Here is a 21,650-nt window from a genome sequence, read left to right as displayed (position 1 = left end):
CAGAATATAGGCACGAGCCCCAGCCTTCCATACCTAAAACAACAAAGAGGCGAAAATACAGGCACGGGAACCGAATTCCTGTGCCTACAAGGAGAACAATCCAGCAATCCACGCAGTGCCCTTCAATGGCCAGCACCCAAATCGAAACCATTTGCGGGCTGCGGTTCTCTCCCTCCTGTTCATTTCCCCAGTATCCTCATGACTTCCGCTTAAATCCACTCAGTTATTTAATCCATTAACCAGTTTAATGGAATACGACCGTATTCAAAGTAAAAACCCATGTACTGATTGACCAAGTTTTCTTTACCGCTTTAAGGAAAGGAGGCGCTCATTAAAATCTTCAAGCACTTTTTGCCGTTCTTCATAGTCCTCACCATCGGCTTCTTCCCACAGTTCCAGGTCGGCTCCGCGGTCAATGAGCTCTATAGCGGTTTTGCGGACTTCTTCCTGAAGCTCATTTTTCTCTAGCTGCACTGCCGCGAGGCTGATGTAGACGATGGACATGACTTCCAGATCGTCTTCGATGCTGAACTCCTCCTCGTATTCTTCGGTTATTTTAGCTGTTGCTTCCTGAATCGTTTTGCCTTCTTCCAGATAGTCGATGAATTGATCCCGGACATCGCAGGCTGTGTCATCCTCAAATATTCCTGTTCCCCAAGCGCCCATGTTCTTTTCCTCCAATTTTCAAAAAGTGATGTTTTACTTTTGTGATTCTTTCAAACCGTATTTCTTGATGAGCATCGTGCCAATATATATCACCAGCAAAGCTGCAGTGACCAAAAATGTAAGCTCTGAAGCCGTCAGGGAAAGTGCTTCTGCTGCCTCCACCGAATAGGCAAGGGTGAAGGCGGTAATGAACTTTGCAATCGCAGCTATTGTCAGAAACCGTTTCGGCGAGACAGCGCTTAAACCCGCCCCAACGCATATGACTTCATCAGGGAGTACAGGAATGATGAATAAAAGGACAAGTATGGCTGTCTCATTCTTTGCCACATAGTGATGATATTGCTCCAATCTTTTCGTGCTGACGAGCCTTCTGATCAGCTTGAGTCCGCCGACTCTTGACAGATAGAACATGATGGTGATACCGGCTAAAGTAGCGGGATAAGCAAGCAGAAAGGCGGAATGCGAACCGAATACCGAGCTCCCGGCAACCACAGTGACCGCTTCCGGAATCGGCAGCAGGATCGGCTGGCCGAAGCTGATCGCAAAGAAGATGGCTTTTGCCGTATGCTCATGCTCCTGCAGCAGTGTTTCAACACCATATCTATCTGTTAAAACGAGGAAACTGCTTGCGTAGTAAATAAGGAAAACGGCGGCAATAACCGCAAAGTAATAAATTGCGGCCAGCTTTGCAATATTTTTCAGCGATCTTTTGGCTGATTTATACGAAACAATGGATAATGTCATGATCAAAACTGAAATTGCGATGGCTGTCAATTTATAAAACGGATTCAAAGTTGGCAATAATGCAGTTAAGACGAATATCGGAACGGCAATGAACGCACTTTGCAGAAGCGGCCATTTGTACCTGGTTTTTTGGCGTTGGATCTGCATGATTATCCTCTTTTCCAGTTCGTTGGGATTGAATATGAGAATCATAATGGTGGTTAATTTAAGGATTGTCCCTATAATCAGCCCAGGACAAAATTAAAGTGCGATCCACCAAAAAACCGCACCTCTGAACAGCAAAGTTGGCACTATTGAGATTATTATACTTCATTTTCCAGTTTTTCAGGAGACCGAAATTTAATCATCTGGCAAACGATAGTCACTTACTGCTCCTTTACATGCATATAATAAGGAAAATACGCGGATAGAAAGGGCATGAACCTATGGCAGTTGAAAACATTGATCATGAACAGCGGTTTGCGGCTGCATTGAATGTTCTGTCAGGGGCAAACGTATACAGCAAGAGTTTGTATAAGGCTGACTTTTTGCAAAAAGCTGCCTGGCTTTTTGAGGAAAAGGGAGGCGTAGAGATTTTATACCGGTATGCGCCGCAATTTGAGCCTGCCGGCGTATTCAGCGGCGGGGCCTGGGAGGATGCAGCCGCCCTGCAGCCCAATCTGGTGGAGGGGACCATTAAAACAGAGGGGCCAGGTTCCATTATCGAATGCCTCAGTGAACTGAGGATGCTCGCAATTGCAGAAGGCGCCTGTCAGCATCCGCGTGTCAGTGCGGTTGAGGCCGCGGCATTCCTTGAAAAAGTGCTGGCGCTGAATGTGGAAATGCTGTTTCCTCCCCAGACGGAAACGGCCAGGATCGGGCAGACCGATGCTGTTGTACGGGCTCAGCTGCTGTTTTCTTTTTTGGGAAAACATGTCCGGAATGAAGGTGTTTTCGAGAGGGTAAAAGAAGAGCTGGACCGGCTTGCCGTCCAGCGGCCCATTGACGTTTCACGGATTGAAGAGATGATCAGGTTTTTTGACAGGGCCCGGACAGCAGCATGTCAGGTTGTGTCTGAAGGGGATAAGTATATCTTCGCACTTCAACCGACTGCTCTGTCACAGCGAAAAAGTGTGAAAGAATACGAGCAGCAACTCGAGCAGCTGCATGAAACCGAATTGGTCCTCGAGGCGGAACAGTTTGCAAGGAGTATGAAGAAGACCGGAATCGTATCACCTTATCATGCGGTTTTTATCCGGAAGTTCAACAGGGTACAGCCGGTTATTGTGAAAAAAGCGTTTGGCCTTTCAGACAGGGGCGCGGCGTTTTTACAAAGTAAAAGTGAAGTAGTGGCCGAGTGGATTGAAAAAGCCGTATTTCCTGGAACAAAACAGGCCGTGTATGGGTTTGCCTCTTTCCTGGAAAATAAGGAGTTGACTGGGGAAATGGAAGGGCATCTCAGAGAGCTCATGAAACAGGAACTTTGCCCGGAAGTCCATCATAGGCTTGAGAGAATGTGTAAAACAAATGGGGATTGCGGACCGAAAGCTTATCTCCTTGCAGGATGTGCGAGCGTGCTGGGCCAGCCGCTCGGAGTTGCCCAGGGCATGAATCCGAGCTGCCAGTCCACAAGGGCGATCAGCTTATGGGCCCAGCATAAGCCTGAATTTCTTATGAAGATCACTGCCGGTGCTGCCATTTTCGGCCGTCTGGAAATGGAATTTGAAGGGGAACCGCTTATTTCCACACAGGCCGGAACCCAAGTTAAATTGGACGGCACGATTCCGCTTGATGCTGTTTCAGTAGTGCTGTTGCCGCTGCTGCATGATTTATATCAGCAAATGCTGAAGCGCTGCCTGTTTAAAACAGGGGATGTCCACCGCTGGGTCAATCCGGCATTTTATGGAGACTGGGTGTTGAAAGGGTTCTGCAGCAGGACATATGGTAATTTGGTTGACAGCGCTTTTACTGAACGGTTTATCCGGAATTATCATCCGGGTCAAAACCCATCTATTAAGGCAGCGCTGCCCCAGCCGGCCGGCGTCTTTATTACGGACCGGAACGGCAAGCTGCTCGGATATCACGCCATTTCGATCCAGCGGGTGGGAAAAGGTCCTGATGGCACAGACCGGGTTTATTTTTACAACCCGAACAACGACAGCGGGCAGGTATGGGGGCGAAACGCTGTCTGCAGCATCAAGGGGAGCGGAGAACTTGAAGGGGAGGCGTCCCTTCCGATTGAAGAGTTCCTTTCGAGCCTTTATGCCTTTCATTTTGATGGATGAGATATCATGAAAAAAATAAAAAAATGCCGATTTACACCGGCATTTTTTTCGTTGTTAAGGAAATTATAAAATGTAAGCGTTGTGGATAAAAAACCAGAAGAGAATCGTCCAGTTCCAGGCGCCAGCGGCTATCGTCATAAGCGGTGATCCCCTCCGGGAGGAAAGAGCACCTCCCTGCGGGAACCCCCGCTTATGTACGTTTCTAAGCGGGGGCCTTGCGCATTTGTTCTGAAAACTGTTATTCCCCCTGGCCGACCCTCTCTGATAGTTCTTCGATCTGTTCTTCAAGATCGGTGATGAGGCTGATGTTTTCTTTTAGTTTATCTTCATAGTCGACAATCCTGGAAAGCAGCACCTGGATTTGCTTTTCGAGCTGTGAAATGAGAGTTGTTTGGTTTTGCCGGCCCTTTTTGGAAACTTTCATTCCCCTGATATTCAAGGAACCGATATTTTTTCGAAGCTCCTCAATTCTCTTGATCATTTCAGTTTGTTCCTGCTCAAGCTTTTGAATTTCGTTTTGCCGGGCATTGTTCGCTTCGGCAAGAGACTTATTTTCACTGATGAGGCTTTGTACCTTCGCATCATCATCACCTTTGATTTCCCTGCGCTTTTGCAGCTCGTTTTCGAGATTTTTTATTTTATCATTCAACTGTTTGTTATGCCCCTGCAGATTGATGATTTCTTCCTGATAAACTTGAATTTGGAGTTGAAGTGTATCAAGGTCTTCTGACATTTGCTGCTCGCCGGGCTGAAATGCGGGTTCGCTTTTTTCCAAGGATTGAATCTGCTGCTCAAGTTCTTTTACAAGACTGGCTGCGTCGATCAGCTGGCTTTGATAATTTTCAGCCTCGTCTTTATAGTGGGAAACCGCTGTTTCAAGCTGTTCATGTTCAGCTAGAAGGGCTTTATGCGTTTTTTCATTTTCCAGCTGTTCTTTTTTATACGCGTCAAGTTCGTTTTGCAGCTCCTCCAATTGTTCTGCAAAGCGCTTTTCCGCTTCCGGTTTATCGCGGGAAGCGTCCTTTTCAAGTTTTTCATATTTTTGGAGGAGCGAATTATAAGCTTTTTCGTTATCCAGTTGTCTCTGTTTATATGCATCAAGCTCGTTTTGCAGCTGCTCCATTTGTTTTGCATAGCGCTTTTCCGTTTCCGTTATGCCTCGGGAAGCGTCATTTTCAAGTTTTTCAAAGTTTAGAAGCAGGGCGTTATGAGCTTTTTCGTAATCCAGCTGTTTCTTTTTATACGCATCAAGCTCGTTTTGCGTCTGCTCCAATTGTTGTGAATAGTATTTTTCCGCTTCCGCTTTTTCTGTATCGAGGATTTTGATTTTTTTCTCCTGCTCGTGCTGGTTTTCCTTGAAAGCTGCAACTTCTTTTTGATAGTTTTCAATTTCTTTTTCGCCGGATGTGTTTGTCTTTTTCAACTGGTTGATTTCTGCGGTCAGTTTTCTATGGGCTTGTTCCTGCGTCTGGAATTTTCCTTCATAGGCAGACAGCTTCTGCTGCAGACGGGCAATTTCTTCTTTATCGTTTTTTTCAACAGCTTTGCGGCGCTGGATATCATTGCTGGAGTTGTAAAGCCGGCTGTTTAACGTGTCAATTTTTTGTTCAAAGGAATTGACCTTTTTATACTGGGCTTCAAGCTTTTCTTTAAGCTGTTCCACTTCTTCGGAAAACGTTTCAGCTGCCTTTTTTTCGTTTTGTGCAGAGACGTTCAATTCTTCATAAGCTTTAGCCAGTTCTTTATATGCGTATTGGAGATTTTCATGGTCGGATTCGAGCTGTTCTGCCTGCCCGCTTTTTTCGTGGAGGGATTCCTCCAGGTTCTTAATCTGGCTGATGGCGGCTGCCAGCTGGTTCTTTCGTTCAGCGGCTGCTTTTTCCATCTGTTCTTTTTGATCGATCATTACTGCCAGTTCATTTTCTTTGATGGCCAGCTGATTTATGGTGTTTTTTGCATTGCTGCTCAAATCTTTCGTCTGTTGTTTATACTCCGCAAGCCGGCCATTTTTTGCATCGAGTTCTTCATTTAACATGTCAATCTCAGCATGCATAGCTTTGTTGGATTCAAGCTCCTTTTTGTGGGCTTCTTTCAGCTTCTGCATGTTCTTTTTCTGTTCGGTGTATTGATCCTGAAACCGTTTATACTCTGATTCCAGCTCTTGCTTATTGTCCGTTGTCTTTTTCAAGCGGGCTTCCAAGTCAATTATTTTGCTGCGGGAGGCTGCCAGCTGTTTTTCCTGTTCGGCGGCTTTTTGTTCAAGCAAGTTCATTTGTTCGAGCAGGTCCTTTTCTTTCAAGGTGAGCTGTTTTGTCATGTTTTCTGCAGAATGTTTCAATTGTTTATTTTCCTGTTCATATTGGGCCAGCTGTTCGTTTTTTGTTTTTATTTCTTTTTCAAGTTTGGCGAGTTTGCTCTTGATTGCTGAAGCTGTCTCTTTTTCTTTTTCATATTTTTGCTGGAGCATTTTCCGCTGCTTCACTGAATCCGTATGTTGTGCTGTAAGCCTGTGACTTTCCGATTCGAGCTCGCGGATTTTTCCAGCGGCATCTTTCAGGCTGGCTTCAAGTTCTGTTATTTTCTTTCGGGAAACTGCAAGCTCTTTTTCCTGGCCGGCTGTTGTTTTTTCAAGCTGGTCTTTATGTTCCTGCAGTTTGGCAGTTTCATCTTTCGCCCGAACCAGCTGTTTTTTATAACTGTGCAATTCTCCGGTAAGACTGTCGATTTTAAGAGACAGCCGTTTTTGCGTTTCTCCGGCTTTTTTCAGCTCCTCCTGGTCTGTCACTCTCTCTTTCCTTAATTGATCGAGTTCTCTTCTGGCCGCTTTTAAGGAACTCCCGTAGTAGCCTTCCCGTTCGGCAATCGCCTGGATTTTATCCTGATATTCCTCGATGGACTTCTCGTGACTTTCCTTTTCTTGAAGGATGCGCCGCTCATATTCGGATCGCTCACCGATGAGCCAGGCGTTTTCTTCCTTTAATTTATCGAGCTGGCTGTAATGGTAGTTTTCCTGGTAGTTTTTCACTTTTTCTTTATATTTGGCAAGCTCCGCTTTGAAATGGATAATTTTTTGCTGCAGCTGTACCGGATCGGACGTTTCGCCTGAACTTCGTTGCGACCGTTTCATTTTCATGAAGCATACCTCCTGTTAAACCTTCTGAAAAATGGGCTTTTTACTTATCTATATGTTCTAAGAAAGGGGAGGTGAACGGACAATTCAAATTGCGGTGATTTCCTAAAAAGAAAACTGGATGCGGTTGTTTGCGATGAACCGGTCTTTCCCATCGTTGAAGTAAACAAAGCCGTCGATTGTTGTATGTTTGTTGCCGTCAAGGGGATGCAGGACAACCTGGAAGTTGCGCAGGCTTTCCGTTTCACCCGGCTTGATATGCACAGGCTGAATCGGTGTGATCCAGTACTCGCCTTTTGCTTTTATCCTTTCCATCCAGTCTTCGTATACATATTTCCAGCCTTTTTTACCTGTCTGGCCCTGGGTGCTGAGGGTGTCTGTCATGGTAGGGGGAACAATCTGGCCGCTCAGGCCCGCCCCGTTAATCGGATCGATGCGGATGCAAATGATTGGAGCATACAGGTTTGAATGGCCAGTGTTTTTTATATTGAAATGACCGGTAATGATGTATTCCTGGTCTTCCGAGTCGGAATCAGGCGGGTAAATCGTGTAATCGAAAAATGGTTCAGCCTTGATGTTCTGTCCGCTAGCAGATGTTTCAGGTTTGGGGCGGCCTGGATTATTGCTGCCTGCTGTCTTTTTGACAGATTTCTTAGGTGATGATGCCGGACTTGACGATTCTGCACTGGACACTTCACGTAACAAGTTTTTTTTCATATAAACGGGAAGGAAAGCTTCCGGTGCAGCGGCCTGTTTTTCTGTGAAATACCGGATAAGGGCACTTGCCAGGCCGGCAGATGCTGTTTTTCCAAAGTTTTTTACAAGGGCGGCTGCAGGCGTACACTTTATCGTCAGGAGCGGGCTTAGGGCAGTTTTCGCTTTCACTCTCAAAAAGGAGACGGAAATCGCCTGGTTTCTCAATTCTTTATACAGCAAGTTTTTTAGCTTGATATCAAGTTCAGGCCTATGTTCAATAAGCAAATGTGTGTCAGAAGACGCTGTGTGGCCGGAGGCGATACTCACTATTAAGTCGAAGTCATTTTGTACTGTGTTGTCATTTGATATAGAAAATCCGTGGTTTGCCAGGGACATGCTGAGGTTCTCGGCAATTTCATTGCTGTTCCCGTCGGCAGTACTGCCTGTGCTTGATATAAAAAAAGTAAATTTTTTAAGAGATGGAGACAGGTCCAGGCGTTTTTCATCCTGGTTCCATGCAGTATCGAGTCCCTGCTTATTGCAAAACAACATAAATCCGGCCAGCGCCTGGTCTGAAATGACTCCTATTGACTCGCCGCTGAAAAAAATTGTGTTTGTCATCCCGGCACCTCTTTCCATTTAGCTGCATATTTCTAAATCATGTATATGATTCTCCTTTGCAATCATGAGTGGGTATCAGGCTAAAGCGGATTTCCGCTGTAAATGTGCCTTTGTCCATTACGGCTTAAATTCCAAAACCATATCATGGTAATGCAAAACCATTTATTAAGGAAGGATGAGTGAATTTGGCGACTATTGCAGAAGTTGATGGCGTGCTGCTCGTAATAAATGATGCAGCTGAAGAAAATTGCGTGACCTTGACTGTGTTCAACAACAGCGGAGGTAATTTGCAAAGAGTTTGTTTCGATACCCCTGTTGATGTTGAGGTGACAGATTTCCCAGAAGGATGGGAGCTCAGGGATAACTGCCCGTCATGTGATCCGATTGAGGGTCCATTTGACGTGAATTTGGAGAATCCGCAAGGGCTGCCGACAGGGGGGAATGTCACTTTCACGCTGTGTGCAGCAATGGAAGCAGACACTCTGGAGCCTGAAGACTTTGCAGGTGAAGATGTTTGTGTATTTGTAACTGGAATTACGGGAGCGCCGTGCAGATGCGGTACATTCCAGGAAAATGGAGGCCCGGATCCCGATGAAGAAGTAATCGAGTGCATCCGCGTACAAAAAGTGTACGACTGGGTGATGGATGCTATCGGCACTGATCAGGAAGTTGCAATTCCTGCAGGCTGCATGGAGGCAATAGAGGATGCAATCGAAGATGGAAGAACTCCTCTCACCGTTGAGTGCGAGGGGCTCGAACCGGGAACATTCCCGCTCCTCCCTAAACCGCAGCCAGAACCGGAAGGAAATGCGATTTGTGTCATTTCCTCCAATATCAGAAGGCTTGAAGGCAACCTGGCCGTTGTTAAGGCTGTATTCCGAGTAAGGCCGCTTGTCATCATCCTTGACTGTGAGGGAGAGGAAATTTGCAGGTTCCGTCCGCTGATCAACCTGTTCAGAAAGGTTGTTGTGTGTTTGCCGGAAGAGCTTACAACGGATAATATTCTCTGCCGCATCACACGTGTTACATGTGATGAGAACTTTATTGCGGATGTGGCGCCGGATCTTGGACTCCAGCTTGAAATTAACGTATGCTTCGAAATTCAGGTAGAAGCAGAAGTTAAACTGGAAGTTGTTTCAACCGGATTCTGCATGCCTCGTGACATTATCCCTGTACCGCCTATCAGCCAGGAGTGCCCTGACTTCACATTCCCTGAACAATGCTTTGGCGTGTTCCCTCCGATTGATTTAAATGGAGGCAATGGTAATGGTAATGGTAACGGAAATGGAGGGGCTCCTGCATAAAGACGGCGAGAGTGTCACCATGAAAGAAAAAGGGTAAGCAGCAAGTGAAGCCGGTGAGCCTGCAAAGGCTTCCCGGCTTTTATAATTCAGTCAATGTCAATCCATCTTCACATTTTCCCCATCTCTGCATATTTTAACAATAGAACCTTTCCCTTGAAGGTGGGAGCAGATATGAAGAGCAGTAATATTTTGCCGTTTCACAAAAGAGATGAGACGGTCAGGACAGAATTGGCAGCATCTGAAGTCTTAGCGAAAATGAAGGCACACCAGGACCGTGTGCGGGATATAAAAAATAATTTGCATGCCATGCAGCGAGAGGGCAAAGAGAATATCCATCAGATCAATGAAATTCTTTCTTCTCTGCATTCGATCAAAGCGGACAAAGAACAACCCTGGCAAGAAAAAGTGCATGGACACTTTCCAGATGGATCGCCGAGACTCCAGTATTTTCACAAGCAGGCAGATGAACTCCAGGGCTCGATTGAAGAAGTTAGGCATGAACGCAGACGATTGACACGAGAAATCCATGCGAAAGGCAAAGAAATAAAGCAATACCAGAAGGTAAATCAAGAACAGGTCTATCGGCTCCGGCATGCATACCGGTTATTGGATAAATCTCAGGATAATGAACGCGATCTGTTCAAGGCACTTGAAATGAAAAGAAAAAATAACAAGCAATTGACCCATAAACTTAGAACAAAAAATGAACAGCTCCAGCGGCTTATTAAAGAAGTAGAGCATCCTTCAATGGCGGTTTCCGGCAGTCAGACCGGTAAAGGTTCCGAGCATCGGAATCATTCACTGGAAAGAAGTCCAGACAGCAGGGTCATTCATTCCACTTACAACACGGATGATTTGCAGAATGTGAAAAAAGGAGGGTGGCTCGGTATGTTCGGGTTGTCATGGGGCAGCAAAGACAAGGAAACGGAGTGCATCGAAAAAACGGAACAGCTCACCGCTGAGATTGCCCGCCTCAAACAAGAAATGAAGGAACATAAGCAGCTGTTTGAACGAGTGGTCGGTGATATGCAAAAGCATGAACAAACCGGCAGGAATGAAGCGGTCAAGAAAACTACAGAGCAAGTAAAGCACGATAATAACACGATGGCTGACAGACAAATAAATAAGCAGGCAAAGAAAAAAGACACCCAGAAAAATAAGGCGGACAATCAAGCATTGTCTTCTTCAGGTAAAGGCAGGACCGATGGTTCAAAACAGGGAACTGCAGGAAAAGGCAAGCGGAAAAAACAGCCGCAAAGCGGAAAAACGTTTAATCCTTCTAAATATTTGAAATAAGCCAGATAAGCATTAGAAAAGAATAAAGATAAGGAGTGGTTTCGTTGACACCGGAAGAAACAAGAAAACTTTATCGCCAGCGCAAGGGCGGCACTTCCCCAAGGAGCAGGCGATTAAAAGGAAAGGCAGCTAACAGGAGCCAGGCAGCAGCGCCCCGCAAAACCGGCGGCTGCGGATGCAAGAAAAAGTAATTCCCTAAAAGTGATTCTAATTGGCAGGCTGCTTATCATAACATAATCAGCCATTACTTCATCGAACTCCCCTATGAAGGATGTGGGCTCTTTCCAGGAAAGGAAAGCCGGAATGAAACAACACTGTCAGATGAAAAACATCGCAAGGAGCCCGGTTCGTTTAAAATGGATGAAAGAAACACCGCGGTGAAACGCTGACAAACATTTATCTTCACATCCGACTGTCCAGCCATTCCCGTCTCTTTATGATCATAAGTGCCATTACCTGCAACAGCTCGCTTCATCGTTTCATCCGTTTATGGAAAACAAGCAGTGAGATGTTTTATATAAAAGGTGCAAACATGTCTCCGCTTCACTTTACAATTTATTAATGAGAAAATGCCTGAAGATCAGCAGAATCTTTGGGCCTTTTCATGAGCCGTTCCTGCATCGGTGTCAGACCACTTCAATTGAAAAGGAAGGATTCCATATGACCATCACATGGCTGGAATTTTTTTTGCTGTCTTTAGCTGTCTTCCGTTTGACAAGACTGATCGTGTTTGACGCGGTAACCGAGTTTTTAAGGCGCCCCTTCCACGAAATCGCATTTGAGGAACTTGAGGATGGCACAACTTCGCCTTATCTGGAAATTAAGGGAGCGGGGCTGCGCCACTGGATCGGGGAATTGTTGAGCTGTTACTGGTGTACGGGAATTTGGTCCTCCGTTTTCCTGGTGGCCGGGTACTGGTACTGGCCTGGTGCATTCCAGTTTATTATTCTTATTCTGGCAGGGGCCGGTGCGGCTGCTGTTGTGGAGACGGCCGTGCAGCGGATGATGGATTAAGGACAGTAGTTTAACCGGCTGATTCAGCCGGTTTTTTGTTGGCAGGTGCGAACTGGATGGTTAAGTATCTTACTTGGACAGTAAACCCCGGAAATTGGACAGTGAAAGGGAAAAACTGGACAGTAATCCATCCGACAAGCGTTTATTCCGGAACAGTCTAGCCGGTTTGACGCCATATCCGTGGGACAGAAAGTCATTTAAATAAGGACAATTCACGATAACGAAGTTTACTGGCAAAACCACCGGCTAAACTCTGATTGCGACAGGAGTTCCCACTGGCACAGTCCGTGCCAGCTCTTCCACATCCTTATTGAACATCCTGATACACCCCTTTGAAACCGCCTTTCCGATCGATGAAGGGTCATTCGTGCCGTGGATGCCGTAATGTTCCTTAGAAAGGCTCATCCACATCGTGCCGAACGGGCCGCCGGGGTTTGGAGCTTTGTTGATGATAATATAGTCTCCGGTAGGTGTGCCATGAAGAATGCGTCCGACAGCAATCGGATAAACTTTTACAATTTGCCCGTTCCGTCTTAACGTCAGTGTCCGCTTCGAAACAGATACAGTGATCTGGAAAGGAATTGATTCTGCCGGGGGAAAGCCCGGTATCACCAGTTTCTGACCTGGAAATATCAGGTTGGGGTTCACCAGCCGGTTAGCTGCGATTATTTCCCGGAGCGGTTTTCGATAATCGCGGGCAATTTGGGAGAGGATTTCCCCGGGTTTTACAGTATGAATCATCAGCTGCTCCTCCTTTGCGTAAGTCACTTCACCAAAAGTGCTGTCTTAGAATTGCTATGCAAGCACCTCGGAATAACGCCAACGGAAAAATAAAAAGAGGGATTCCCCCATCCGCACCGTACTTAAAAATAGAGGAGGAAACATGTTGAAATTATACGGAGACTTTTCGAAACAGGATTGGCTTGACATCTTAAAGTTGGAAGAAAAGGAAGTGCCCGGAACTTTCATTCTGCACGGGGAATGGGAGCATGCCTGGAATCTGGAAAAATGGCGTGAAATCCTGGCCGGTAGTTGCAAAGAGACACACTGGAATACGGTTATCGGCCGGTATGAAAAGAGGCAAGTCGGATTTGCCAACGTGTTTGGCGGCCCGATGGCCGGTTCCATTGCCCACCAGTTTGCTGCAGCGGGCACAGAACAATTCATTCAGACGGGCTATTTCGGCGGACTGTCCAACAAAGTTGATTATGGAGATATTTTAATCGTGACAGCTGCTGAGATGCAAGATGGTGTATCGCACTGGTATTTGCCCGGTGAGAGAATCGTAAAAGCGGATGAAGTTCTTGTCAGAGAAGCAATCCGTTATTGTGAAGAAAAAGGATATACATATGTAACCGGATCTGTCATCACGACCAGTTCCCTCATGACAGAGACGTATGACATGGTTACAGGATGGTCGGCGAGAGGCCACATTGGGGTTGATATGGAGACAGCCGCCACTTTTGCTGTCGCTGAAAAGTTCACCAAAAAAGCGATTGGCTTTCTGAATCTTTCTGACCATCTTTTAAAAGGGGAGCATTTGTACAACAATCAGGAACTGCGGGAAGAGGTTGAGGAGGAAACGGATGAGCGCATCAGGGAACTTGCGCTGCATCTCGCTCAATTATCTTAGGGTGCCTGTCTAAGAATCGTCAAAGGGAGTGGAAGATGATGAAACTTGAGTTTTTGGGAACCGGCGGAGCAACGGTCATTCCGCGGCCGCTTTGCAGCTGCCGCGTGTGCGCAGAAGCGCGCGATAAGGGCGTGCCATACAGCCGCACGGGTCCGGGGTTGTTTGTGCACGGTCCGGATTTATTAATAGACACTTCAGAAGATATTAGCATTCAGCTGAATCGGTCACAGGTAAAATCAATTAAAGGGGTCATCTACTCACACTGGCACCCAGATCATGTGATGGGGCGGAGAGTGCTTGAATCAATGAACGCCGACTGGGTGAACTATCCGCCGAAGCACACGAGTACGGACGTTTATCTGCCCGAGCAGGTCACGATTGATTTTAAAGAGCGGCTGGGCAGCGCCGATCACTTAAACTTCTTTTCGTATATGGGCTTCATCGAGCAGCATGAACTGAAAGATGGCGACACAATATCCTTGAACGGGTATGACATATATCCGTTCCGGCTCGCTGAAGACTATGTGTATGCTTTTCTCGTTACAGAAGGGGAGAAGCGGGTCTTGATTGAACCGGATGAACTGAATGGCTGGCAGCCGGATGACAGCATGAAGGGGGTTGACCTTGCTGTGCTGCCGATGGGGCTTGCTGAATACCATCCCCTGACCGGTGAGCGTGTGTTTGCGGAAGATCATCCGGTGCTGAAACTGGAAGCCACTTTTAAAGAGACACTTGCCATCATCAAAAAACTGCAGCCGAAGCGGACAATTTTAACACATGTCGAGGAAATTGACGGCTTAAGCTATGATGATTTGAAAGAGGTAGAGAAGCAATTGAAGGCGGACGGCCTTGATATTGAATTTGCTTATGACACGATGGTTGTTGAAGTGAAATAATCGTGATCCGTGCCGTGATATGAAGAACGATCATTTCAATTCGTTCCATCCCTCTTGCTGATTTGCCTCTCTGTTTTTTTGGCGGAGAGGTGTTTTGTCCGTATTAGAGTATGAATTATTGCCAGGAAACATATCACGAAGTGGCCAATTTTATGAATATAAAATCATACAACTATGCTTCTGTCTTCACCTGAAAACTCGCCTGCCGGTGAGTTTTTTTGTTGGGGTGCCGGTTGTTATGGCGTGAAAACAAGGAGTTACGGCGTGAAATCCGGCCTGAACGGCGTGAAACAGTCGATCCGGCGGGAAAGTCGGGCACTGCAGCGTGAAATAAGGGATATTACGCGTGAAACTCACACAGTTCGGCGTGAAAGACACGCAATCCCGTGTGAAAGAGCATCACCCTCATCCCGGCTGTTCGTGTACGGCGTGAAAAACCGAGGATAAGGCGTGAATGAACAGTCATCCGGCGTGAAACACGTGAGCATGAACGTAAATAAAACATGCCTGGTCAGTTGGACACCGGCCAGGCAAACAAAAGTTTATAAAATGGGTGTAAAACAGAAGCTAAAAGCTGTTTCCTTCTTGTTTCAGGCAATATCCGGCTCAGCAGGCTTCAATTCCTTTTCCAGCCGCTGCCTTTTCGATTTCCGGAAGTACAGCAATTCATAGACTGTCGGAATGACAATTAAGGTAAGCATTGTGGACACTGCGAGTCCGCCGATGACGACAACTGCAAGGCTCTGGGAAACAAGGCTTCCCATTTCCGCTTTTCTGAATAACAGCGGCAGCATCGCAAATATCGTTGCGGTTGCTGTCATCAATATCGGCCGCATGCGTGTCCCTGCTGCTTCCAGGATGGCTTCGCGGATAATCATCGTTTCTTCGTTCTGCTTGACACGATCAAGCAAAACGATTGCGTTCGTCACAACCACACCGATTAACATCAATGCCCCGAGCAGGGCGGTGATATCGACAGGAATCCTGCTGACGATGAGGCCGAGCACCGCTCCGATGGTGGCAAGCGGCAGTGAGAACAGAATGGCAATCGGTGCCCGCAGGGTTTTGAAGGTGATGACCATAATTAAATAAACGAGACCGATGGAAACGCCCATGGTGATGAAGAGATCGGTGAAGTCTTCCGCTTGCTGTGCGGAAGCGCCGCCGACAAGAACGTCTATGCCATCGGGAATATCCATTCCTTCTCCAGGTTTTGCACCTTTGATCACATTGTTGATTTTTCCAGAAATGACTGACAGCTTTTTAGGGTCAATCGCTGCTGTTATCCGGATATAAGGGTCTCCTTCTTTGTGAAGGACCTGTGTGGATTTTTCTTCGCTTTTTATAGCAGCAATGCTTGACACAGGCACTATACCCGCCGGAGTCGCTAACTGGATGTTTTCCAAATCATCCTTTGTTTCCGGTTTAATGATCGGTTCAAGCATAACAGGTGTTTTTGTGCCTTCCATGTTAACGGTTCCGATCGGCATTTTATTGATCATCATTCCGAGCTGCTGGGATACTTGCTGAGGATCGGCGGTGCCGGGCTTGATGTCAAACGTGTATACCGTTTTTTTCTCGTCTTCGTTTGTTTCAAGCTTTTCAATGCCGTCAAAGCCTTTTATATTTGTTTGGATGGCGGCAGCGGTTTCTTCAATTTCACTCAAATTGGCGCCTGCAACATCGATTGTGATTGCACTGCCGCTGCCGCCCATGAGAGATTGCATAGCGGCTGTCAGTTTGGCATCGGAATAATACGGCTGCTGGGCACGGACATTTTTCATGAACGTTTCAGCATTGGCGCCTTTTTCCATGATAATCGTATATACTACAGTCGTCGGAGAGCCAACGTTCCCGTATTGCGCCATCTCGTCACTGTTTCCCATCTGGGTGAAGACATACTTTGGTCCGTCCTGGTCAAGAAGAAAGGCTTCCATTTTATCCGCTTTTTCGGTAATTTCAGCTAGCGGTTTGTTATTCGGATAGGCCAGTGATACATTAATGATTTCAGCATCAGAACTGTCTATGGCACCTTTCGGCATCATGAAATAGGCGCCGATTGATCCCGCAAATAACACAAAGGAAGTGAGCAGGATAACCCATTTATGGTTCAATGACCAGTTTAAAGCCCCGATAAATCGTTTTGGTGCCTGATGGACTGGCAGGCTTGCATTTTTCAAAAGTCCAGCACTCATAAGCGGCACGACCGTCAAAGCCACAACGAGTGATGATAACAGTGAGTATGAAACAGTCAGGGCGAACGGGAGGAAAAATTCCTGCAGGCCGGCGCCGACCAGACTGATCGGCAAAAATACTGCGACTGTAGTGAGAGTTGATGAAGTGATGGCCGATCCCACTTCCCTTGTTGCGCTGACAATCATTTTAACGGAAAACTCTTCATGTTTCTGCATGCGCCTGAAAATATTTTCAATCACGACAATACTGTCATCCACAAGGCGGCCGACAGCTACTGCAACTCCGCCGATGGTAAGTATATTAAGGGTGATGCCTGATTGGGATAAGAGAAACAAAGTGAAACCGAGTGACAGCGGAATCGACACAATCGTGATAAAAGTTGACCGCAGATTTCGCAGGAAAAACATGATGACGAGTGTGGCGAACAAGGCCCCGAGCAAGACTTCCCGCATCATGCTGTTTACAGAATTGACGATCATGTCAGCAGTTGCAAAGAAGACGGTTACCTCCGCTCCTTCGTATTTTGCAGTCAGTTCTTCGGCAGTTTTCTTTACATCCTCAACAACTGCGACAGCATTTGAATTGCTGTCTTTCGTAACTACGGCAACGAGCGAATCTTCACCGTTAAGCCTGGTGATTGTCCCTGTCTCATTTTCTTCTGTATTTATCGATGCTACATCCCCCAGCTTTACGCCCGGTGCCACACCAACATTCTTTAAATCATCGAGCCCATCGAGTGTTCCGGCCACTATTATATTACTGGTTTTGCCGTCGATGGTACCCTGTCCGACAGCGGCAGTGGTGTTTTGTCCTTGAAGCGCCCCAAAAATGGCTTCAGGGGTAAGTCTGGCTTTGGCCAGTTTTTCTTTTTCGATTTCTACGGTGACGGCAGAATGATTTTTCCCGTAAAAAGCGACACTGCCGATTCCATCAATATCTTTGAAAGCGGGTATCATCTTTTTATTGGCGAGTTCGAGGTTTTCTTTCGTCAGCCCGTCTGCAAAACTGATGGAAATGTCTGCAATCGGTATCATGGTTGTATTTAATTGAACAATATGAGGCTTTGCCGTTCCTTCAGGGAGCGAGATTCCATTCACCGCTTCCTGGACTTCTGTTTTTGCCTGCTTCATATCGGTTCCCGGTTCAAACATGATATCAACCTTTGAAAAACCGTCCCCTGTGGTGGAATAGACTTCCCGTTTGCCTTTCACGGCAGTAACCGAAGTTTCAATCGGTTCAGTTACTGTATTGACCATCGATTCCACATCATTCCCCTGACCAAGGACAACAACGGTCACCTGGGGATTGTCTGCTTCAGGGAGAAATTCCATCGGCATCGTAAAGTAGCTGACAACTCCTAAAATTAGAATAAGTACGGTTGTAAGACTGATTGCAGCTTTGTTGCGGAACGCCCACTTTGTTAACCAAGACATGCTAAAACTCTCCTCTCATGAATGCGCGGAAAAAGACAGGATGAGAAGGGTATGAGTCCTGAAACTTCTTCCGTTAATTAGTATATTTGACCTAAAAACGGATTTCCTTTTTTAAAATTCCAATAAATTTGTCTGAAAATAGACAATTAGGATTATTATTTTTTGACGATATTGATGAAGCAATTAAAATTCCTGCATAAGAAGAAGCGTATTAATCATTTTGGAATTCTTAAAAAACATCATTCAGCCAGAAACCGGCCGATTTGACGGCAATTATATAGTCTTTAAGAACTATAATTTGCTTGTTCAATATAGAGCAAATACTCCTATTGATATATTTTAGAATTTTCAGACAAAATCATTGATTTCCTGAGTTCCGCTTACGTATAATGGTAAATAAATAGAAAAGGAGGCGAGCCGAATGCAGGCCAAACGAAAAGGACTTGATGTGACCACCCGGGTTTACGGCAAATTGGAAGATGGCAGCATGTGCTTGTTTCTGAACAATGAAAAAATCGGCAGGATGGTTTATACCGCCGAAGGGGCGGAATATCATATGAATGAAGGCTATCTTTTCGAAGAAAACAGGATCTACCGATTTGAGGAGCCTGAGAGGGAACCGGTCATTCTTCAATATGTCGAAGGATGCGACCAGGGTTGGTGCTAAGAACAGTGCGAAAGCGCTGTTCTTTTTAATAGTTAAGGAAATTATAAATTTTAAGCGTTGTGGATAAAAAGCCAGAAGGGAATCTTCCAGCTCCAGGCGCCAGCGGCTATCGTCATAAGCGGGGATCCCACCGGGAGGAAAGAGCACCTCCCTGCGGGTACCCCGCTTATGTGTACGCCGCTAAGCGGGCGCCTTGCGCATTTGTTCTGTGTTCCCGGAATGTGGACTTATATAGGATTCAAGTCCTGAAGGGTGAAGATATTTGAAACCGACAGCTGAAGGAAAGGGCGGCAGGGGTGCCTGGAAACTGAAGGGAGGCGGAAGGGGATTTCCGATCAGAGGGACGCTAATCTCATGAGAGGCTGTGAATTCTGGATGAGAATGCAGGCGGACATCTTACATTTCCAATCTGGTTTGCATAACGTATACATGTAGCTAGACAGGAAGGAGGAAGAAGAGTCCCGATGAACGAAGATATCCAGAATTTGATAAATAGGCTTATTCAAATAGAACATGTTTCGAGTACGCTGTATCTCGCCATGTCGGCTTATATGGACCGGATCAATTACACCGGGATGGCGAGCTGGCTTAGAGCACAGTCAAATGAGGAGCGGACCCACATGCTTGTTCTCATAGATTATTTGAATGATAAAGGCGGAACTGTGAAGCTCGAAGCGGTCCCCGCCCAGCAGGATGATTTCGGGAGCCCTTTACAAACATTTAAACAGGTGCTGGCCCATGAACAGTATGTTACGAACGGGTATCGGCGGGCATATAACTTTGCTGTACAGGCAGACCCGCAGGCCGCTGTCATTATAAATGACTTTTTGAGGGAACAGATCGAAGAAGAATCACAGTCACAGCGGATTGTTGACCGCCTGGCGCTTGCTTCTGACAATCCGGCAGCGCTGCTGGTCCTGGATCAGGAACTGGGGCAAAGAATAAATGGGGCGGCAGCACAGCTTTGATAAGATCAGGTAAATGTGGGGAAACACAGGGGGAAAGGATAAGCCTTGTGAATGATAAATGGTTCTGTTTACGTGGAGCAGTAATGCTTGCTTTCCTCTAAACTGCCCAGCTCTATAGACGAATAATTTCATTGCAAGAAAGCCATAACGTAAAAAATCCGAACTAATGCGAAACTCTATTTAGAGCTTCGCAAGATAGTTCGGATTTTTCTTTGACTCAAATACGTTTGTCCAAGCCTCTTTTTGTATTGATTATAATGTTCTTTGATATGCAATTATCGGTGCTTTTAATGACCGCATTTAATTGCTTTTTCGCCTTTTTCCACGATATCGGTACTTCATAGGTGAATGAGGCTTGTCTTAACAAAATATCTTATTAGTCAAAAGATCTTGAAAGATTGGCCATCTCAATCGCAGTGGAAGCGGCATCCCAGCCTTTGTTGCCTGCTTTTGTGCCGGCTCTTTCAATCGCCTGTTCAATCGTATCTGTCGTAAGGACGCCGAAGACGACCGGAAGGCCTGATTTCATTGAAGCGGCGGCGACACCTTTTGCGACTTCGCTCGATACATATTCGAAATGCGGAGTGGACCCGCGGATGACTGTTCCAAGCGTGATGACGGCGTCATATTTGCCCGTATCGGCCATTTTTTGTGCGATCATCGGAATTTCGAAGGCGCCCGGCACCCATGCGATATCGATATTCTCATCTTCAACACCGTGGCGGATGAGTGCATCCTGTGCACCGCCGAGAAGCTTGCTAGTAATAAATTCATTGAACCGGCCCACCACGATACCGACTTTCAGCCCAGTTCCTACCAGATTTCCTTCATATACGTTACCCATTAAAATTCCTCCCTTGATTATCCAATCGTTTATATATTTTGTGCTGCATGTTAAATTGAGTTGGAGTTGCCCATTTTAAAAATGAAGCATATGGCCAAGCTTTTTGTGCTTCGTCCGTAAATACTTCTCGTTTTCCTCCTTGAATTCCATCTGAAGCGGAATTCGCTCGGTCACTTCCAGCCCATATCCGCTGAGACCTTTGATTTTACGCGGATTGTTGGTAAGGAGCTTCATCTTTGAGACGCCGAGGTCACGGAGGATCTGGGCCCCGATGCCATAATCACGGAGATCAGGCTTGAAGCCGAGTTTTTCGTTCGCTTCGACGGTGTCATATCCTTCTTCCTGGAGCTTGTATGCTTTCATTTTATTTAAAAGGCCGATGCCGCGGCCTTCCTGGCGCATATAGAGCAGCACACCGCTGCCGGCTTCTTCAATTTGGGTCAGGGCAGCATGGAGCTGCGGTCCGCAATCGCACCGGAATGAGCCGAACACATCGCCTGTCAGGCATTCGGAGTGTACGCGCACCAGCGTCGGCTCCTGCGGGTTGATCTGGCCTTTGACAAGGGCCACATGCTCTTTATCATCAAGTGCGTTGGAATAGCCGTATGCCCGGAAATCCCCGAACTCGGTCGGCAGCTTGATTTCAACTTCGCGCTGGACGAGTTTGTCTTTCTGATTCCGGTACTTGATTAAATCTTTGATCGTAACCATTTTTAGTCCGAATTCATCCGCGATTTCCCGCAGCTGGGGTACGCGGGCCATTGTGCCGTCCTCATTCATGATTTCACAAATGACGCCGGCAGGTTTTGCATCTGCCAGCCTGGCCAGATCGACAGCCGCCTCCGTATGGCCGGCCCTGCGCAGGACGCCGCCTTTTTTGGCGACGAGCGGGAAGACGTGGCCCGGCCGCTTGAAGTCAACCGGTTTGGCTTCTGGATCCAGCATGTTTTTAATCGTTGCGGAACGCTCGTACGCGGAAATGCCGGTTGTGCTCATTTTATGATCGATGCTTATAGTGAACGCAGTTCCGTGCGGATCCGTGTTGTGTGAAGTCATCGGGAACAGTTCAAGTTTGTCAGCAAGATCTTTCTCAATCGGGGCGCAAATGAGCCCCCGGCCGTGTGTGGCCATGAAGTTGACGACATCGGGTGTGGCCTTTTCGGCGAGAGCGATGAAATCTCCTTCATTCTCACGGTCCTCATCATCACAAACGATGACGACTTTTCCTTCTTTTAAATCGTTCACTGCATTTTCAATTGGATCGAACACGGCGAATCT

Annotated in this window: 16 protein-coding genes; 8 read left to right on the top strand and 8 right to left on the bottom strand. The window is 46.6% G+C overall.

Translation table 11 applies throughout. The features are described 5' to 3' along the window. Positions 1–303: 303 nt before the first annotated feature. Both A4U59_RS16000 and A4U59_RS15995 read right to left on the bottom strand, forming a co-directional pair. On the bottom strand, positions 304–666 hold the full coding sequence (locus tag A4U59_RS16000) for a DUF4259 domain-containing protein (protein WP_066174657.1): 363 nt from the start codon (positions 664–666) through the stop codon (positions 304–306). Between the two features lie 33 nt (positions 667–699). Further along, a complete protein-coding gene (locus A4U59_RS15995; RefSeq protein WP_066174654.1) occupies positions 700–1,557 on the bottom strand; it encodes a TVP38/TMEM64 family protein in 858 nt (285 codons plus the stop codon). Positions 1,558–1,835: 278 nt separating this feature from the next. Here A4U59_RS15995 and A4U59_RS15990 point away from each other — a divergent pair, with 278 nt between their 5' ends. Continuing rightward, the gene (locus tag A4U59_RS15990; protein WP_066174651.1) at positions 1,836–3,674 is read left to right on the top strand and encodes a hypothetical protein; all 1,839 of its coding nucleotides are present in this window, start codon (positions 1,836–1,838) and stop codon (positions 3,672–3,674) included. Positions 3,675–3,912: 238 nt separating this feature from the next. On the opposite strand, the gene A4U59_RS15985 is transcribed toward A4U59_RS15990, so the two are convergent. Next, positions 3,913–6,807 (bottom strand): coiled-coil domain-containing protein, encoded by a 2,895-nt coding sequence (locus tag A4U59_RS15985; protein ID WP_066174648.1) that lies wholly within the window; start codon positions 6,805–6,807, stop codon positions 3,913–3,915. A gap of 102 nt (positions 6,808–6,909) precedes the next feature. Next, complete coding sequence (locus A4U59_RS15980; protein WP_066174643.1) at positions 6,910–8,121, bottom strand: hypothetical protein; 1,212 nt, start codon at positions 8,119–8,121, stop codon at positions 6,910–6,912. Between the two features lie 185 nt (positions 8,122–8,306). Here A4U59_RS15980 and A4U59_RS15975 point away from each other — a divergent pair, with 185 nt between their 5' ends. From A4U59_RS15975 to A4U59_RS15965, 3 genes are all read left to right on the top strand, one after another. Beyond that, positions 8,307–9,425, top strand: coding sequence for a BMQ_0737 family morphogenetic spore coat protein (locus A4U59_RS15975; RefSeq protein ID WP_066174640.1), 1,119 nt, complete (start codon positions 8,307–8,309; stop codon positions 9,423–9,425). Between the two features lie 171 nt (positions 9,426–9,596). Next, the gene (locus tag A4U59_RS15970; protein WP_066174637.1) at positions 9,597–10,721 is read left to right on the top strand and encodes a hypothetical protein; all 1,125 of its coding nucleotides are present in this window, start codon (positions 9,597–9,599) and stop codon (positions 10,719–10,721) included. Positions 10,722–11,381: 660 nt separating this feature from the next. After that, positions 11,382–11,735, top strand: coding sequence for a DUF1360 domain-containing protein (locus A4U59_RS15965; RefSeq protein ID WP_066174634.1), 354 nt, complete (start codon positions 11,382–11,384; stop codon positions 11,733–11,735). A 246-nt stretch (positions 11,736–11,981) separates the two neighbouring features. Here the strand turns inward: A4U59_RS15965 and A4U59_RS15960 are convergent, their stop codons facing one another. Continuing rightward, positions 11,982–12,476, bottom strand: coding sequence for a L,D-transpeptidase family protein (locus A4U59_RS15960; RefSeq protein ID WP_066174631.1), 495 nt, complete (start codon positions 12,474–12,476; stop codon positions 11,982–11,984). 142 nt (positions 12,477–12,618) lie between these two features. Here A4U59_RS15960 and A4U59_RS15955 point away from each other — a divergent pair, with 142 nt between their 5' ends. Together A4U59_RS15955 and A4U59_RS15950 are read left to right on the top strand one after the other, a co-directional pair. Then, positions 12,619–13,368 (top strand): phosphorylase family protein, encoded by a 750-nt coding sequence (locus A4U59_RS15955; RefSeq protein ID WP_245680573.1) that lies wholly within the window; start codon positions 12,619–12,621, stop codon positions 13,366–13,368. A gap of 38 nt (positions 13,369–13,406) precedes the next feature. Further along, a complete protein-coding gene (locus A4U59_RS15950) occupies positions 13,407–14,264 on the top strand; it encodes an MBL fold metallo-hydrolase (RefSeq protein ID WP_066174663.1) in 858 nt (285 codons plus the stop codon). Positions 14,265–14,854: 590 nt separating this feature from the next. On the opposite strand, the gene A4U59_RS15940 is transcribed toward A4U59_RS15950, so the two are convergent. Beyond that, entirely contained in the window at positions 14,855–17,893 is a 3,039-nt protein-coding gene (locus A4U59_RS15940) for an efflux RND transporter permease subunit (RefSeq protein ID WP_066174625.1), read from the bottom strand. 421 nt (positions 17,894–18,314) lie between these two features. Here A4U59_RS15940 and A4U59_RS15935 point away from each other — a divergent pair, with 421 nt between their 5' ends. Continuing rightward, positions 18,315–18,560 (top strand): YusG family protein, encoded by a 246-nt coding sequence (locus tag A4U59_RS15935; protein WP_066174622.1) that lies wholly within the window; start codon positions 18,315–18,317, stop codon positions 18,558–18,560. Positions 18,561–19,024: 464 nt separating this feature from the next. After that, on the top strand, positions 19,025–19,528 hold the full coding sequence (locus tag A4U59_RS15930; RefSeq protein ID WP_066174620.1) for a ferritin: 504 nt from the start codon (positions 19,025–19,027) through the stop codon (positions 19,526–19,528). A gap of 376 nt (positions 19,529–19,904) precedes the next feature. On the opposite strand, the gene ribH is transcribed toward A4U59_RS15930, so the two are convergent. Both ribH and A4U59_RS15920 read right to left on the bottom strand, forming a co-directional pair. Beyond that, on the bottom strand, positions 19,905–20,372 hold the full coding sequence (ribH, locus tag A4U59_RS15925) for a 6,7-dimethyl-8-ribityllumazine synthase (RefSeq protein WP_066174617.1): 468 nt from the start codon (positions 20,370–20,372) through the stop codon (positions 19,905–19,907). Positions 20,373–20,447: 75 nt separating this feature from the next. Next, positions 20,448–21,641 (bottom strand): bifunctional 3,4-dihydroxy-2-butanone-4-phosphate synthase/GTP cyclohydrolase II, encoded by a 1,194-nt coding sequence (locus tag A4U59_RS15920; RefSeq protein ID WP_066174614.1) that lies wholly within the window; start codon positions 21,639–21,641, stop codon positions 20,448–20,450. Positions 21,642–21,650: the final 9 nt, after the last annotated feature.

The organism is Bacillus marinisedimentorum (assembly GCF_001644195.2).
GTDB lineage: Bacteria > Bacillota > Bacilli > Bacillales > Bacillaceae_O > Bacillus_BL > Bacillus_BL marinisedimentorum.
Note: the sequence above shows the minus strand (reverse complement) of the source record. Positions and strands in the feature narration are given on the sequence as shown.